We start from the raw sequence: 17,072 nt of genomic DNA on the forward strand, positions 1-17,072 counted from the left end.
GGCGGCCGCCACCGCGGCGACGACGGGAGTGTAGGACGCCAGACCTAGGACGCGGCTTGCGTCCGGGGTTGGAGGAACCGACGCCTCCGTCCGCGTTCGGACAACACCCGAAGGGACCCGGTCAGTGGTCGGTGGTGACAGGCTTGGACGAGCCGGTGGAACCGTTGGTGCTGGAGGTGGCGTGGCCGTTCATGTCGGCACCGGTCCCGTTGGTGCTGGTTCCACCGCGCTTGGCTTTGCGACCTTTGCCTGAGCCCGAGGTGTTCCCGGAGCCGGAGGGGGCATAGGCGGAGTAGGTGCCGTACGCCTCGTAGCCGTAGCCGTATCCGTAGCCGTATGTGCCCTCGGAGTGGACGCCGTTGAAAACGAGCCCCTCGAGGGGGGCATCTACCTGGCGGAGCATCTCGATCGAACGCAGCAGCGAGCGGCGGGCGGTGGTGCGAGCGGTGACGACCAGCAGGGTGATGTCGGCCAGGCTGGAGATGATCACTGAGTCCGACACGGGGAGCAGGGGCGGAGAGTCGATCACCACGTAGTCAGACGACCGGGCCAGGGCATCGAGCTTGGAGCGCACCGTCTTGGTGGACAGCAGCTCGGACGGGTTGGGTGGGGGAGGCCCCGAAGCCATGATCAACAGCCCCGGCACGCCTGGCACCGGCTGGAGGGCTTCTTCGATCCGGCTGCTGCCGAGGATCACGGAGGTGAACCCGATCGAGTTGTCCAACCCGAAGAACTGGTGGAGGCGTGGACGGCGGAGGTCGCAGTCGATGAGGATGACCCTCTTGCCAGCGCGAGCCAGGGTGACGGCGAGGTTGGCCGATGTGGTGGTCTTGCCTTCACCGGAGGTGGAGCTGGTCATGTGGATGATGTCGAGCTTCTGCTCGACGCCCACGAACTCGATGGCGGTGCGCAGGCCCCGGTAGGCCTCCGATGCCGGCGAGTTGGGGTGGCTCACGGATTCGAGCAGCGCCGTCTTGCGGTCTCGCCATTCGGTGATGGCCGGGATGATCCCCAACACCGGCACGCCGCCGGTGGTCCGGTCGAGGTCTTCCTTGGTCCGCAACGTGTCGTCGGTGTAGTCGCGCAAGAAGGCGACGGCGAGTCCCAAGAAGAGGCCGGCGGCTAGGGCGATGGTGGCGTCTCGGACCGGTGTGGGCGACACCGGGGATTCGGGGGTGGGTGCGGTGGACACCACCAACCGACCACGTACGGCTGTGGAGCTGAGAGCGGTCTTGAGCTGATCGAGCTTTGTCTGGAGCACGCTCTGGCGGCTGCTGACGTTGCTGGGATCGTTCTGGACCTGGAGCTGGGCGATCTGGGCCTCGAGGAGGCGGATGCGCTCGGTGTCGGACTCGGGTGTGTCGTCCACCTGGACCATCAGGTCCTGGATCTGCTGGTCGGTGGCGGCCACTTCGATGGCGAGGTCTGCCATCTGGGTCTGGATCTCGGAGATGGCTGCTTCGAGGTCGTCGTTGGTAAGGCGGCGACGTTCGGCGACGTATGCCTCGGCGAAGTCGTTGGCCATCTCAGCGGCACGCTCGGCGTCGGGGTCGGTGGCCATCACGATGACGCCTGGGTTCAACGTGGATGCCGGCTTGAGTTCGACGTCGGGGAGGTAGCCGAGGGATTTCTCGATGGCGGCGAGGGTGCGGCCGCTGCGCATGAGTTGCATCTCGTTCTTGATGGCGTCGGGGTCCGAGCCCGGCATGATGCCAAGGACCACGTCGCTGTCTCGGCGGTCGACCAGAACCTGAGCGTTGGCCTGGTAGAGGGGTGTCCGCGTGAGGGAGTAGCCCAAGGTGATCAGCACCAGCACCGCAGTTATGAGGAGGATCAGGACCTTGCGGCGCCTGATCACTGCGATGTAGTCACGCAGTTCGAGTGTGACTGCCCCGGCTGTGCTGGTCGACATAGGGACCACATGCTACAGCGCGCGGAACCACCGGTAGGAGTCCCCCTGATCCCAGGAAGTTGCGGCCTGCTCGACATCGGGTCGTGTTCGTTTGTCCCTTGTCACCCGGGCGAATCCGGCTCTATGTGCGCCCACCATTGGTGCTCGACTGTCTGACGAGCTGAAGTCACAGGACTGGGCGGGGGTCCGGGGGCAGAGCCCTTTGTGGCGGAGCCCCTGACCTGCGGAGATCGGCTTTGCCGGTCGTCGCAGCGAAGTCGTCGGCCGTCAGGCCGGCGACCGAACTCCCCCGGAAGGCTCTGCCTTTCGGGGGATCCAGGTCTCGTCGGGGTCGGGCAAATCGGTTGCGGCCCGGGGCCGGGGCTTGCGGACCTGTGGTTCGTCAGGCGTTCCGGACCGTGATGGTGGTGGTGATCACCACGGGTAGGTGCGCGGTGGTCGAGAAGGTGTCAGACATCCCTGGGACGAGGTTTCCGAAGCCAGCGGCCAAGTCGCAGCGGTTGGTGGTGTGTTCGGTGGCCGGATCGGCCTCGATCTCGAGGGCATCCATTGCCATCTGCGTTGTGCCTTCGGATGTGTTGCCGCCGATTGTCGGGCGGTGGATGTGTGATTCCAGGTGGTGGCTGCCAGTTCCGGTGACCTCGTCGGTGATGGTGAGGGTGTTCTGGTGGACGGACCACCGCCGTCGGTGGATCGGCTTGCCGGGCAGGTGGCGGTAGCCGTCGTGGGAGGCGGCGACCTCCACCGAACCGTCCGGGGCTGCCTCGGCTCGCTCCAGCGTGGCTCGGGCTCTTCGTCCCGCCCGGAACGCTCCGAACACCTCGGTCTGATCGGTGCGGTCCACCACGATGGTGTTGTGAGCGGCGGTGCTGCGCTCGTGGGCGCGGCGGGGCCCAGACCCATACTCGGAGGTTCCGGTGTCAACGATGGCTGGCTGGCCGTCTACGTGGAGGACGAAGCTGAGGCAGTCGGCGTGGATGTGGCCAGGTGGAGAGGCGGGACCGGGTTGTCCGACATCGGCGATCAGGTGCATGCGATCAGAGCGCATCACGGCGTATCCGCTGTCTGGGAGCACCACCAGGGGGCGGGGTTCTACGGCGTCGGGGTCAAGGGCCGCGATCAGGCCGGGGGCGACGGGTTCGCTGTCGTTGAACAGGGGCAAGGTCCCGTCTGGCAACAGCATCTCCCCGAGCCAACGTCTCATCCGGGTGAGGGCCTCTTTCAAGTCGATGACCGGCGGGTGGTCGATGGCGGCCAGCAGCCCTGCCATGTCCGCCAGATCGGCCAGGACCTGGCAGTGGTAGGAGGGCGACAGTTCGTAGTGACCGCCGTCGGGGAGGATCTGGACCTTCATCTCTCGGTCGAGGTGGCCCAGTGCGGTCGCCATGAGCCGGTCGTCACCCAGAAACACCGCGCAGCCAAGAAGACCCTTGATGTTCTTGATCATGTGGTTGCCGCCGACGTCGAGCTCCATGTTGTGCTCCAAGAAGCCGGCATGCAGCTCGATGGAATCGCACAGCATCGGTTCGATGTCGGTGCCCGCAGCCAGCCTTTGGTGCACGTTGACCAGGACCCAGGCTCGTAGGGATGCCGGGTAGGGGGCCCAGCCGTCCCAGGTGCCGAAGGTGGTGGCGGTGGTCCAACTCTTCAGGTGGTGGGCGAAGACCGAGCGAGCCCCATCGCGGTCGGTGTCGGCGGCCAGGGCCCAGGCCCACTCCCAGTAGTGAAGGTGGAATGACCAGAGCTGGGTCGTGTCTGGTGGCGTCCAGTTGATCGGGTTTCCCAGATCACGTGGCTCGTTCAGCAGGTCGAATCGTCCTTGGGCCAGGTCTCCGAGCGTCCAGTTGCTGGCCAGGTGATCTGCGTCGATGGCCCTGAACGATTCGGGCAGTCCCACGGAGCGACTTGGTGTGACCCTCCAACGGTGGGCGGCCTTGTCGGGGTTGCGGGCAACAGCCTTTCGCTGGGCTTGGAGTCGCAATCGGTGCCAAACCTGGGCTGGGTGCAGGTGTAGGAGCGTTCGGGTCTGGCGCCCGATCTGGTCCAGCGGCGATGCCACGTGTAGCTCCATTCGTGGTGAGAACTGGCTTGAGAATGGTGTTGCCGGGCCATTCCCTGAGGGTCGCAGCCATGATCGTCTATGTCGGGGCCGGCCGGCTGGAGCACCCTAGGAGGCGGTAGCAGTTGGGCAGCGCCACTTGTCGGTGTCGTCGGATGTCGTGGTTACGACATCAGCACAGTGGTAGCCACCGGTCTGGGGGGTTGTGGGTGGCGGTCGGGCGGTACGGTATCGGGTCCGTCCCGGAAGGAACTGAACACGGTGCACCTACTCGATGAGTCCGGCCAGTGGAGACCGGACTACTTGGATCAGAGCGTTGTCCCAGGTGCGGTGCGAGTGCACGTCCTCACCCAGGTTGCGTTGTGTCGGGCCGACCAGCAGTTCTTCGTACGACCCCGAGACATCCGGATGGTTTTGGCCTACGCCCGGGCTTTCGGTCCGTCCCGGATGCTCCGCAAGGTTCGGTCCCGTCAGGCCGAAACGGTCCGAAACGATGCGTGGTTGTCGGTTGGCATCGGGCGTCTGGGTGATGTGGGCGAGACCGACATCGATGGTCAGGCTGGCGATCTGGTCGGCTTCGTGGCCACCAGTGCCCCCCGAGGGGTGGAGCGACTGGTCCTTCCCGAGGCGTTGGTGTGGAAGGTGTCCGGTCCCGATGATCTTGACCGTCGTCGGGTTCACTACGTGTCAGGGGTGAGCCTGGCCCGGGATTTCGGGGTAGAGGTTTCCGAGGTGCTGTCGAGCCTGGCCGGGTGGCAGCCCGAGACTCTGGTTCAGCCCGCCCTGGACGACGCGACGAAGACCCGCATAGCCAAGGTCGTGTTGTCGCCGCCGTCGAGTTGGATGTCTACCGAGGAGAAGTCGCCGGAGAGTTCGGTGAGGGAACGAGCAGAGGGGGGTCCCGTTCCCGGGGACCGGCCGAGCTACCACGTGTTCGGCTACGGCCAGTACGCCAAGGTGAACGCCATCGCCAACCTGGACCTGAAGCTCCACCTGGCCGGGATTCATGAGATCAACCCGGCCCAGCTCGGTCCCGTTCCTGCCACCCCGGGCCCGGCGTTGGACACGTCGCCGGTTCCCCGTGTCGATGAAAAGATCGAGAACGTGGTGCTGGCTGGGTATCACCACTCCCACGGCCCATTGGCGGTGGATCTGATCGAGCGAGGTGCCCGACATGTGATCATCGAGAAGCCGCTCACCACCACAGAAGCCCAGCTCGACGATCTCTTGGCGGCCATGGATCGCCACCCCGATGCCCGGGTCCATGCCGCATTCCAACGCCGTCACTCGCCGTTCAACCGTCTCATCCGACGGGACCTCGGGTCTGGGCCGATCTCGATGTCGGCCACGGTCTATGAGGTACCACTACCTGCCCTTCATTGGTATCGGTGGCCGGTGGTGGGCAACTCGGTGGTGTCCAACGGGTGCCATTGGATCGACTACTTCTTGTACCTGAACGACTTCCCACAGGTGAGTGAACACCGGGCGTTGGTTCTGGCTGATCAGGTGGTGTTGGTCTTGGAGTTGAGCACCGGCGCCTCTTGTGCGATATCGCTTCGCCACGTCGGGTCTCCGCGCCTCGGCGTCCGTGACCTCATCTCGTTGTGGCATGACGATGCAACGGTGACGATCGAAGACAACTCCCGCTACCGGAGCGAGCAGGGCTTCGGTCGGAGCCGTAGCGCCTCGTGTTCACGGCTCCGATCCCATGAGGACATGTACGTCGAGTTCGCTCGTCGCATCAGCGAGGACTCCTCTGGTGATTCGCGTCGCAGCATCGAGATTTCGACTCGGGCAATGGTCCGACTTGCCGAGTTGGTAGATGAGGCCAGCCCCAGATCGAGGGAATCCGAAGCGCTGCCGTCACAGTTCGTGGGATCGCGATGATCAAGATGCTTGATGTGGTGGGCGGCACTGCGGGTGCGGGCGGGGTTCTCGGGCTCGAGTCCCTTTTTCGCCCGCTGGTGCTGGTTCTGGCCATGGGCATCGCATTGTTCGTTCTGGTCTTAGGGTTGGCCGATCAGAGGTTCTTGATGGGTGCGGGTCTACTCCTCTATGCCGCCCAGATGTTCAACGGCGCGGTCGTGCCCGTCAGCGCCAACGGCTACGCCGCCTTGGCCTTGGTCTGCGTTTTGTTGGCCGGCATCCTTCGCAAGCGGCTGCCCCGCTTCGGGGTGTTGGTCACCGGGGTCTTTCCCGCCATCTACGTGTACCTGGCTCTGGCGCTGCTCTTGCTGCCTCGTTCGGTGGACATGGGCGAGAGCCTGAAATCGATCTTCTTGTTGGTGTACCTGATCGTCTTCTGCTGGTGCCTGCTCAGCGCCGCCGACGGCGAAGACGTCCGGGTGGTGCTGAGGTGGACGTCCGGGTTGGTGGTGGCGATCAGCATGGTGCTGGTGATCGTGATGCCGAGCGCGGCGATCGGCGGATACGAGCTCGACATAGTCGCCAACCGTTGGCGCGGTCTGACCCAGAACCCCAACGCCTTGTCTACCTACGCCGCTCTGTTCTTCCTGACGGCCGGAACCATGACCGCGGCGATGGTGAGCTTGGCGCCCGCTCTGGTGGTGATGTTCGGTACCGCCTCTCGGGCCGCAGCCTTGGCTCTCGGCATCGTGGCCGGTCCCCAATTGCTTCGGGGGTGGGGCGGCACCATCAAGCGACTTTCGGTGGCGGTCGCGTTGGTGGTGGCGATCCCGCTCCTGTGGACGGTGTTGTTCAGTGAGAGCACCCAACCGGTGGACATCACCAACCAGAACCTGGTTCGGACGACCAACACGAGACAGAAGTCGTGGTCGGGCGCGGTCGATGCCATACAGGCCAACCCGATCGGGGGCCTTGGTCCGGGGAACGACTTCAAGAGCTCCGAGGAAGGCATTCCGGTGTCATCGTCGGTATTGCGCCCGTTGGTCGAGCTGGGATGGCCTGGGTTGTTGCCGCTGGGTGTGGTGGCCTTTGTGGGTATACGAGCCGCTCGTGGGCGGTCCTCGGTGTTCAGGACCGTCTTCGCCTTCATGATCGTCCACGGCATCTTCGAGGGCTGGATATTCGCGGGTGGTTCGGTGTTCTTCGCCATCTTCGTGTTGGCGGCCTCGTTGATGCAGCGGAGGTCACCGTTCGATGGGCCCTGGGACAGGGGTTCGTCGGGTCTTGCTCGGTCCGAGGAGGTGGACGACGACGACGTTGGCCACCTCCCGGTAGCGTCACTGGCCTGACACCGACACCGGTGGCCGACCCGTCGGTGGGGAGGTCAGGACCTGGTCGCTTCGATCACCGACAGGTAGCGGGCAGAGAGGATGTTCTGGTCGAACTCCCGCTCGGCCAACGACCGGCCGTTGGAGCCCATGGTGGCGGTGAGGGTGGGGTCGTCGGCTAGTTGTTCGAGCCGATCGGCCAGTTCGGTCTCGTCGGTGGCGTCGACCGTGAAGCCGCACTGGTTTTCGTCGAGCAGGGTCTTGATCCAGCCTCTGGTGTTCTGGATGACGGGCTTGCCGGCCGCCAGCGACTCGTAGAGCTTGTTGGGGGAGGACGTGTCCAAGATGGGCTGGCCCCGTAGGGGTACCAGCGACACGAACGAACGTTGGATGAGGGCGACCAGATCCACCTTGGGCATGAGGTCGCAGAAGACCAGGTTGGTAAGGCCCAGCTCGTCTCGTTCGGCGATGAGCTGCTCCTTGAGCTGGCCATCTCCCACCAACACGATGGCGATGTCGGTCCTGCCTCGCTCGGTGAGCAGACGGGCGGCCCGCAGGAGCAGGTCCGAGTTGTTCACCTGGCCGATGTTGCCCGTGTAGATGGCCACCTTGTGGTCAGCGAACACCGCTGGGAGGTCGGTGGCTTGGCGGGGGGTTCCGAACAGGTCTAGGTCGGCGGCGTTGGTGATCGAGGAGATGTCGCGCACGCCGAAGCGGCCCACGATGTTGTCGACCATGCCCGGAGAAAGGCACACGATGTGGTCGGCGCTGCGGTAGCAGGCAGCCTCGAGGGCATAGGCGGCGCGTTGGACGGCCCTGTTCTGGAGCATGCCCATCTCGATGGCTCCGTCGGGCCACAGGTCTCGGACCTCGAACACCAGCTTTCGTCGCCGGATCCAGCGGGCGGCCAGGGCGGGCATGCCGATGGTTATCGGCCCCGACGATGCGATGACCACGTCGGCACGCAGGGTCACCGCGTACCAGGAGCAGAGCGCGGCATAGACCACGAAGGACCGGATGCGCTTGGCCACCGATTCCTTGTTGTTCATCTTGAGGTCGATGACCTTGACCTTGAAGCCCTCGAATTCCTGGTCCTCCACCAGTTTGGTGGTGACCAGGTCGGACTTGGCGAAGGTGCTGGTCACCACGGTGACGTCGTGGCCTGCCGCGGCCCAGTCTTTGCAGAACTCGTACACGCGGGTGCCCCACGAGCCCTGAGGGGTGGAGAAGAACTGGTGGAAGTAGACGATGCGCATCGATGAACCAAGGACGGGGCCGGGACGGGTCGACGTTAGTTCTCGTCCGGCTGGTGGCCAGGCTGGCAACTACGCTCGTCGACCGTGCCTGACCGATCCCGACTGCTGGTTCAGGCCGACGCGGGGGGAATCTGATGACTGTGACCGACCACGATGGCGTGGCCGACGAGCCCGATGTAGCCGGGCCTGACTTGGCGACGGTGATGCCGCGGGTGCTGGTGGATCTGTCGGTGGCAGCGGCCGGTGGCGCGGCCACCTACAGCCGAGGCTTCGCCCAGGGCCTCATCGACTCCGACGATGCCGACAAGACCGACGTGGTGGCCTTGGTAGACGCGGCGTGGGCCGAGGACAACGCCGACCTGGTTTCGGCCATGAGGCGGGCGGGGGTCACGGTGGTGGCCGAGACCTTCCCGCCTCCGGGGTCCTGGAGGGCACGCCTCTCCCGGGGACGCGTGGTGGCCCGCGTGGTCCGAGACCACGGTGTGGACGTGGCCTTCTTCCCTCGCGATGCGGCACCGCTCCTTTCTGTTCCCACCGTGGTGCTGCTGAACAACCGGTATGCGTGGGCATCGTTCGCTTCGGGCCAAGCCATCGGTGGCTGGTTGCCCGCCCATCTGCTCAGGGTTGTGGCCTACCTCACGTCGAGGCGGGCCGCCTCGGTGCTGGCCGTGTCTGAGACGATGGCGGCGGCGGCCCGATCGGCACGGGTGGATGCCGTGGTCCATCACGGTTGCTCGCTTCCCGAGTACCCCCGCCTCGACGATGCGGCGGCCGCTTCACCGGACCGGCCGGTGCAGGTCCTGATGGTGGGCAACCTCATCGAGAACAAGCGGGTTGAGGTTGTGCTGGAGGGTTTGGCCGAAGTTCGTCGCAAGGGCGGTAGTTGGGACCTGCGCGTCCACGGCACCCGGATGGACGAGGCCTACGCCGACCAGGTGGAGGCGCTCTCCTGGCGTCTTTTGGGGGAGTCGGTGATCAAGCCCCCGATGGCGGCAGCCGAGATGGTGGACGCTTACCGCTGGGCTGACGTTCTGGTGATGGGCGGGGCTTTCGAGTCGTTCTGTCATCCGCTCGTCGAGGGGATGAGGTCGGGTTGTGTTGTCGTCGCCCCCGACACCGACCTTGTGCGGGAGATATGTGGTGACGTTGCGGTGTTGTACCGGGAAGGAGATGCCGAGGACCTGGCTCGCGCTCTCGAGGTTGCCGAGCGGGAGCGGGTGGATCGGTCTCAGGCTGGTATCGAGCGTTCCCGCCGGTTCAGATGGGCCGACACCGTTGACCAGACCTTGCGCGCCGTGCGCGACGCAGCCCGTGATGAGCACCGCGGGTCGGTGGTGGATCGGGTGGCCCTTCGGTTGTGGCGACCGTCTCGGTTCGGGCCGAGCGTGGGTGTGGACGAGCGGGACCGAGCCCGGATCATGGTGGGTCTGTCGGTGGCGCCGCCGGGGGGTGCGGCCACCTACGTCAGCGGGTTCTGCCGTGGGTTGATCGACGGCGACATTCCCCACAAGGACCAGATAGTGGTGGTGATCGATTCGCGGTGGGCCGAGGTCAACACGGACCTCGTCGAAGAGATGCAGGCCGCCGGTGTGGTCGTTTCCGCCCGCACCTTTCCGGCGCCGGGTACCTGGAAGGCCCGACTGGGCCGGGGTCGGATCCTGGCCCAGGTCGCCAGGGAGATGGGAGTTCGGGCCGCTTTCATCCCTCGCGAGGTAGCCCCCTCGCTCGGGGTGCCCACCGTGGTCCTGGCCCGGAACATGTACGCCTGGGTGCCGTTGGGCGACGGTGGTCCGATCGGCGGTCGAGTACCTGCGTTCTTGCTGCGACGGGCGGCGTGGTTGTCGGCAGCGCGAGCGTCGGCCGTGCTGGCGGTGTCGCACAACATCGCTCGCCACGTCCGTCCTCGAGCGGTTGGCACAGTGGTTCATCACGGCTGCCAGTTGGCCGAGTTCGAACGCCCGACCAGAGAGGAGTCGGGTGCTCCCGTGGTGGTCACCGTGGGCAACCTGCTCGAGAACAAGGGCTTCGAGAACGTCATCGGGGGAGTGGCCGAGGCCCGCATGCTGGCCGATGTGGGTTGGAAGCTAAGTATCTACGGCAACCGTACGGATCCTGCCTACGCCTCGATGTTGGAAGACCTGTCGGTGGAGCTCCTAGGGGAGTCGGTGCTTCGGGGCCCGGCCTACGGCGAGGACCTGGAATCGGCGTACCGGTCGGCCGACGTGGTGGTGGTGGGGACCACGTTCGAGTCCTTCTGTCATCCGCTGGTCGAAGCAATGCGATGTGGTGCGGTGGTGGTGGCCCCAGAAGGCGCACTGGTGCGCGAGATCTGTGGAGATGTGGCCGTGACCTACACCGAGGGCGATGCCGGTTCGTTGGGGCGCGCTCTGGTGACCGCTGTGGCCGAGTCCGAGGATCGTTCGGCTCGTGGGCGGGAACGGTCGCGGCGTTTCAGTTGGCCGCGGGCCGCGGAACAGACGGTCGGCGCAGTCCGCTCGGTGGCCGCGGCAACGCACACCAGCGTGGCGGGTAGGTAGTCGTTCGTGCCGTCGCGGTTGGGGTTCGTCCGTCGGGTCGGTGTTGGCGTGGTGGACCAGGTGCTGTCCAGCACCTCCAACTTCGTCACCACCGTCATGGCAGCTCGCTACCTGGACCCCAACGCCTTCGGTGCGTTCTCGCTGGCGATCGTGGCCTACACCATGAACCTTTTGATCGTCAGGGCATTGTGTTCGGAGGCGATCCTGGTCCGTCCCGGTGATTCCGAAGACGGTCGGCGCCGGCGCGGTGCTGCCGCAGTGGGATCGGCGGTGTGGATCGGCGTCATCCTGGGCGCGGCCTACGTCGGTTCGGGGCTGATGTTGGACAAGACCGTTCGTGGTTCGCTGATCGCACTGGGGGTGCTCACGCCCGGCCTGCTGGCCCAGGACACCATGCGCTACGTGTCGTTCGCACATGGTCGTCCCCGATCCGCGGTGATCAACGACGGCTTCTGGTTGGTGTCCCAGGTGGCTGTCCTGTTCACCCTGATGCGGCTCGACCTGCTCGGTCCCGCCCGTTTGGTGGTGGCCTGGGGAGTGGTGGGGATCCTGGGCGGGGTCCTGCACATGTGGGTGGATCGCATCGTTCCCGCCTTTGGCGGTGGGCTGGGTTGGGTGAAGGCCAACAAGGATCTGAGCGTGAGGTATCTGGCCGACATGGTGAGCGGCCAGGGGGCGAGCCTGATCGCCTCCTACGTGTTGGCCGGTGTGGCCGGTGTGGCCGCGGTTGGGGCCATCCGCGGGGCGTTGACCTTGTTCGGTCCCGTGAACGTGGTGCTGTTGGGGAGCACCATGGTGTTGGTGCCCGAGGGTCGGCGGATAGCGGCCAGTTCGCCGAAGCGGCTGGTGACCATGTGCATGGCCGCGGCCGGTGTCTTCACGGTGATGGCAGCGGTGGTGACGGTCACCTTCGAATTCCTTCCGGCCAGCCTTGGGTCCAAGATCTTGGGTGAGACCTGGGGTGGAGCCCATTCGGTGATGGTGCCGATCGGTGTCGCGGCCATGGCCGGTGGTGTGGTGGCGGGCGCGCTCGCCGGACTGCGCTCGATCGCTGCGGCCGATGCCCTGCTGCGGACCCGGGTCATCACCACCCCGGCCGCCATCGTCCTTCCGGTGGGTGGGGCGCTGCTGGACGGTGGACGGGGGCTGGCCATCGGCTTGGCCCTGTCGGTGTGGTGGAACGTGATCTGGTTCTGGAAGGCGTTCCTGCGGGCGCTGGCTTCCTACGACAACGGCTCACACCCCGCCACTACGGTCGGCATCGACCAGCCTGTTGCCTCTGGGGGATCGGCCGCCGGCCCCCAAGACCCACAGGATGTGTCCGACGGGTGCTGACGGATCCGGCCGCGGCGAAGGATCGGTTGGGAGTCCTCAGCTTGCTCGGTTCGGAAGTTGTCCGGGTTGAGGTGCTTGACCTGCCTCGGTGGTCTCGCCCGAAGCGACGGTCCCGACGCACGCGTACAGGATGATGAGGAACAACGGGACTGCCCGACCGACGCCCATGAACGGGCCCTGAGGTTCGGTGAGCGTGTTGACCAGTAGCGAAACCAGCACGCCGTAGGCGGCGATGGTGTGGCTACGCCGGTCGACGGGTCCCTTCAGGATCAGCCATGCCAGGTACCCGACCACCGCCGACGCGGCGACCAGTCCGGCGATTCCGGCCACGGCCGCCGATTCGAGGGGTAACAGGTGGGGCATGATCCGGTTCCCTCGTCCGAACAGGTAGTCGTGGCTGGAGGTCCCCGTCAGGGGGTGGTCGATCAGCGCCTCGATGCCTTGCTGCCAGGAGTCGATCCGACTGCGTTCGTTGGTGAAGCTTCGGTCGTAATCGCTGATGCTGGGGATGTCGACACCCGCGACTGCCACCGCTCCCATCACCACGATGGCCGCGGCAAGGGCGCCGGCTGCCACCGTGGCGACATGTTTGCCACTGGCCACGCGTCGTTGTGTCCACGCGACGGCAAGGGTGGCAGCGGCCACCCCGAGCATGCCCCCTTGCGCTCCGTTGGTGACAAGGCCCAACAGGCATGTGGGCGCCACGATCAGGGCGAACCAGAAGGTGCGATCTCGGTACCGGACCCTGCTTGCAACCAGGTAGGCGGCCACTATCAGGGCGGTGGCCGCATGCCAGCTGAACACCGCGGTGTAGGTGGACAATCCGGGGTAGCGGCTGCCGTAGATGTTCGCTGGGGCGATGACCGTCCAATGGAGTGACTGCAAGACCGAGACCGAGGCGCTGAAGGTAACGCCGGCGAGGTAGCCGGTGATGATGGGGGGGTGGACTTTGGTCCTAAGGGCCACCAGGTACCCGAGCGCGGTCCCCGACGCCATCATGAGCCCGACCCGCACGTTGGGTTGGTCGTGGTTGACGATGGCCATGGAGCCTCTGATGGTGGCGAGCACGGCGAGGAGGATGGCCATGTTCCTCAGGATCGGTCGACGTGTTTGGGGCAGATCTGCCCCTACCCGTAGGACCACCCAGGCTGCGCCTCCGTAGCGCAATCCGTCGAACACCCAGCCGGGCACCCCGTTGATCACGTCGATAGGGAACGTGAAAGCCCAGGCGAACGCGAACTTGGTGATGTCTCGGAACGACAGGGCCAACGCGGCGCCGGCCAACACCGCCACCGCGATTGTCTGGGGGGTGAGGAGGTCGGCCATGTGGTTCGCGGAGCGGTGAGCAGGATGTCCCAGGGCGGTGCGCCGCGGGTCGGCGCCGCAAACTACACGACGTCCCGACCCGTACAATGTTCGGTCGTCCCTCGTCTAGGAGCGTTCATGCCCCGCGTTGTTCTCCAGGATCTGGCCGATGGTGCCACCCGCCTCGTCGAGTCCCCGGCTCCGACCGCGGGTCGAAACGGATTGGTGATCGCCACCCACACCTCGGTGGTGTCGGCGGGCACCGAACGGATGTTGGTGGACTTCGGTCGGGCCAGCTTGATCGGCAAGGCCCGCAGCCAACCTCACCGGGTGGCCGAGGTGGTGGACAAGGCCCGGACCGACGGCATCGCCACCACGGTGAACGCGGTTCGCTCCAAGCTGGCCCAACCTCTCCCGCTGGGATACTCCAGTTCGGGCGTGGTGGTAGAGGTCGGCCGAGACGTGGTCGGGGTGTCGGTGGGGGATCTGGTGGCCACCGCTGGTGGTCACGCCGAGCTGGCATCGATCCCGGTCAACCTGACCACCGCGGTGCCAGACGGGGTCAGCCCTGCCGACGGTGCCTTTGCCACCATAGGCAGCATCGCCCTTCAGGGTCTTCGCTTGGCTCAGCCCACGGTCGGGGAGCGCTTCGCTGTGGTGGGTCTCGGACTGGTCGGGTTGATCACGGTCCAACTCCTCGCCGCTCAGGGCTGTCGGGTGTTGGGGATCGATCCCAACGGTGAGCGCCGCAAGCGGGCCGAGTCCTTCGGTGCCGTCACGGTCGACTCGTCCCACGACGTGTTGGCTGCGGCTACCGATCTGTCGGCTGGACGGGGGATGGACGGCGTGATCATCTGCGCGTCGACCACCTCAAACGACCCGATGCACCAGGCCGCCCAGATGTGTCGTCAGCGAGGCCGCATCATCCTGGTGGGTGTTACCGGACTGGAGCTCCAGCGGGCCGACTTCTACGAGAAGGAGCTGACCTTCCAGGTGTCGGCCAGCTACGGGCCGGGGCGCTACGACGCCTCCTACGAGGACGGTGGCAACGACTACCCGTTCGGCCTGGTGCGTTGGACTGCGTCGCGCAACATGGGCGCGGTGCTCGACCTGATCGACCAGGGCCGGGTAGATGTGGCGTCGCTGGTGACGCATGACTTCCCCTTCGACGAGGCTCCCGCCGCCTATGACACGCTGATCGGTGATCCTGCGGCGTTGGGCATCGTGCTCACCTACCCGCCGGTGGAGGTGAGCGATGCCGCCGGCGGTGGTCTGCTGACCAGTCGGGTGAGCATCGGGTCTTCGTCGACCACCGCCGCTGGCCGGGGCCAGGTCGGTGTCCTGGGGGCCGGCAACTTCGCTACGCAGGTGCTGTTGCCCGCGGTGCGCGAAGCGGGGGGAGCCATCCACACCATCGTGTCCAGCGGCGGAGCTTCGGCCAGCTTGGCGGCGGCCAAGTTCGGCGCCCGCCAGGCCAGCACCGACGTCGAGGACGTGTTCGGTTCGGCCGACATCGACACGGTGGTGGTCGCCACTCGCCATGACTCTCACGCTCGCTATGTGGAACGGGCGTTGAGAGCGGGTCAGCACGTGTTCGTCGAGAAGCCTCTGGCCGTCACCGCCGACGATCTGGAGGTTGTTCGGTCGACGGTGCAGGAGCTTGCCGATGCCGCCGGGCCCATGCCCTTGTTGATGGTCGGATTCAACCGGCGTTTCGCTCCGATCACCCAGCGCATGGCCGAGTTGTTGGCTACCCAGAGCGGGCCGAAGGCCCTCACCCTCACCATGAACGCGGGTCAGATCCCCGCCGACCACTGGACCCAGGACCAAGTGACCGGCGGCGGCCGGATCATCGGTGAGGCCTGCCACTTCATCGACCTGGCCCGGTTCCTGGCCGGTTCGCCGATCGAATCCGTGAAGTCGACCTTCATGGGGCAGGCCGGGCCGACCACCCCCGCTGACACCGCGGCGATCGTGTTGGGGTTCGAAGATGGCTCCGTGGCCACGATCAACTACTTCGCCAACGGTTCCAAGAAGTTCCCCAAGGAACGGGTAGAGGTGTTCAGCGGCGGACGGGTGCTGGTCAACGACAACTTCCGGACCATGCGGGCCTATGGGTGGCCTGGTGTGCGGACGTTGCGTCTCCGATCCCAAGACAAGGGACACGGAGCCGGGATGGCAGCGTTCATAGGTGCTGTTCGGTCCGGTGGTCCGGCCCCGATTCCGATGCAGGAGTTGTTGGAGGTCAGCGAGGCCACCATCCGTGCCGCCAAGCCCTGAGGCCACCGCCCACCACGTTCATCGAGACCCGTACGGGCTGTTACCGTCGGCCCCGGTGATGGGGGACGACGCTGGTGGAGGATCGCTCGACGAGGCGGGAGAGCCGCGTCCCGATGGTGGGGATCGGGATGGGCCACGGGTCAGCATCATCGTTCCCGTGTACAACGGGGCCCGGCACCTGGGTCCGTTCTTCGAGGGCATAGAGGCTCAGTTCCGGCCCGACATGGAACTGGTGCTGGTCGACGACGGCAGCACCGATGAGACCGCGGCGATCATCGGTACGTTCGCCGCAACCTCCCGGTGGCGCGTGCAGGTGGTGACCTTGGAGCAGAACCAGGGCTTGGGTGCGGCCCGGCGTGCCGGCTTTCAGGCCGGGGTCGGCGCCCATGTCATGTGCCTGGACGTCGACGATGTGTTGCGCGCCGGTGCCCTCGACGCGGTTGTGTCGGCGGTGGACACTGAACCGGCCAACACGGTGGTGGTTTTCGACTACGGGGTCGTGGTCGGTGGCCGGACCCGGGTGGAGGCAGGCATGGATGCCGATCTGCTCCGAGTCCCAGGGGAGTCGGTGGCGGCGATCCTGCGAGCCGAGATGAGCCCGTTCATGTGGAACAAGGTCTTTCCACGTGAGGGATTGAGTACCGATGACTTCGTCCTGGCGTGGTTGGGAGAAGACGTCCCAACGTTGATCCGCGTCCTTCAGGTCCACCCTCGGGCACGAAGGGTTCGGTCCGTGTTGCTCGACTACGTGGTGGGGGCTGACACCCTCAGCCAGACCGGCGACCTGGTGGCCTACACCTCACCCGAAGGTGGACATGTGGCCGAGGTATACCGGTTGATCTCGGCGTCTGGTGTGGTGGGCGATCAGGGGCGGTGTTGGGAGCGGTGGTTCGCGCCCCGCGTGCTGGCGGCGGCCGCAGTGGCGGCGGCCCGACGGCGCGACGGATGTTTCGCCGACGTTCGTCGGAACGTCATGCACCAGACGACCATGGGTCAGGCCCTCAGCGGGGTAGTGGGCGGTGATCGTGGGTGGTCGGCGATGTTGGTGCTGTTGCGTCTGGCGCCACCGGTGTTCAGCCTCGTCTCCCGCCTGACCGCACCGAGGTCGTTGTCGGGCTGATCGCCGCCGTGGTCAGGGCGGGGGTTCGGGGGGCAGAGCCCCTCGTGGCGGAGCCCCAGACCTGCGGAGATCGG

At 66.0% G+C, this 17,072-nt stretch carries 10 protein-coding genes; 6 read left to right on the plus strand and 4 right to left on the minus strand.

All coding sequences use genetic code 11. From position 1 onward, the window contains the following. Nucleotides 1–121: 121 nt before the first annotated feature. On the minus strand, nucleotides 122–1,912 hold the full coding sequence (locus tag IPG97_02340) for a polysaccharide biosynthesis tyrosine autokinase (GenBank protein ID MBK6855419.1): 1,791 nt from the start codon (nucleotides 1,910–1,912) through the stop codon (nucleotides 122–124). A gap of 382 nt (nucleotides 1,913–2,294) precedes the next feature. Continuing rightward, nucleotides 2,295–3,971: an alginate lyase family protein gene (locus IPG97_02345; protein ID MBK6855420.1), complete on the minus strand. Its 1,677-nt coding sequence runs from the start codon at nucleotides 3,969–3,971 to the stop codon at nucleotides 2,295–2,297. A 261-nt stretch (nucleotides 3,972–4,232) separates the two neighbouring features. Here IPG97_02345 and IPG97_02350 point away from each other — a divergent pair, with 261 nt between their 5' ends. Beyond that, on the plus strand, nucleotides 4,233–5,858 hold the full coding sequence (locus tag IPG97_02350; GenBank protein MBK6855421.1) for a Gfo/Idh/MocA family oxidoreductase: 1,626 nt from the start codon (nucleotides 4,233–4,235) through the stop codon (nucleotides 5,856–5,858). Further along, nucleotides 5,855–7,186, plus strand: a complete 1,332-nt coding sequence (locus IPG97_02355) for an O-antigen ligase family protein (GenBank protein ID MBK6855422.1) — start codon at nucleotides 5,855–5,857, stop codon at nucleotides 7,184–7,186. Before IPG97_02350 ends, IPG97_02355 begins: the two co-directional genes overlap by 4 nt. Nucleotides 7,187–7,221: 35 nt before the next feature. On the opposite strand, the gene IPG97_02360 is transcribed toward IPG97_02355, so the two are convergent. After that, nucleotides 7,222–8,421: a glycosyltransferase family 4 protein gene (locus tag IPG97_02360; protein ID MBK6855423.1), complete on the minus strand. Its 1,200-nt coding sequence runs from the start codon at nucleotides 8,419–8,421 to the stop codon at nucleotides 7,222–7,224. 134 nt (nucleotides 8,422–8,555) lie between these two features. Between IPG97_02360 and IPG97_02365 the strand changes: the two genes are divergently transcribed. Continuing rightward, a complete protein-coding gene (locus IPG97_02365) occupies nucleotides 8,556–10,958 on the plus strand; it encodes a glycosyltransferase (GenBank protein MBK6855424.1) in 2,403 nt (800 codons plus the stop codon). A gap of 6 nt (nucleotides 10,959–10,964) precedes the next feature. Next, on the plus strand, nucleotides 10,965–12,293 hold the full coding sequence (locus IPG97_02370) for a hypothetical protein (protein ID MBK6855425.1): 1,329 nt from the start codon (nucleotides 10,965–10,967) through the stop codon (nucleotides 12,291–12,293). Between the two features lie 36 nt (nucleotides 12,294–12,329). On the opposite strand, the gene IPG97_02375 is transcribed toward IPG97_02370, so the two are convergent. Further along, nucleotides 12,330–13,619, minus strand: coding sequence for an O-antigen ligase family protein (locus IPG97_02375; GenBank protein ID MBK6855426.1), 1,290 nt, complete (start codon nucleotides 13,617–13,619; stop codon nucleotides 12,330–12,332). 117 nt (nucleotides 13,620–13,736) lie between these two features. On the opposite strand from IPG97_02375, the gene IPG97_02380 reads away from it, so the two are divergent. Together IPG97_02380 and IPG97_02385 are read left to right on the plus strand one after the other, a co-directional pair. Further along, the gene (locus IPG97_02380; protein MBK6855427.1) at nucleotides 13,737–15,878 is read left to right on the plus strand and encodes a bi-domain-containing oxidoreductase; all 2,142 of its coding nucleotides are present in this window, start codon (nucleotides 13,737–13,739) and stop codon (nucleotides 15,876–15,878) included. 55 nt (nucleotides 15,879–15,933) lie between these two features. Continuing rightward, nucleotides 15,934–16,998 carry a glycosyltransferase family 2 protein gene (locus IPG97_02385; protein ID MBK6855428.1) on the plus strand — a complete coding sequence of 355 codons (1,065 nt, stop codon included), beginning with the start codon at nucleotides 15,934–15,936 and terminating at the stop codon, nucleotides 16,996–16,998. Nucleotides 16,999–17,072 lie beyond the last annotated feature (74 nt).

Source organism: Microthrixaceae bacterium (assembly GCA_016702505.1).
GTDB lineage: Bacteria > Actinomycetota > Acidimicrobiia > Acidimicrobiales > Iamiaceae > Aquihabitans.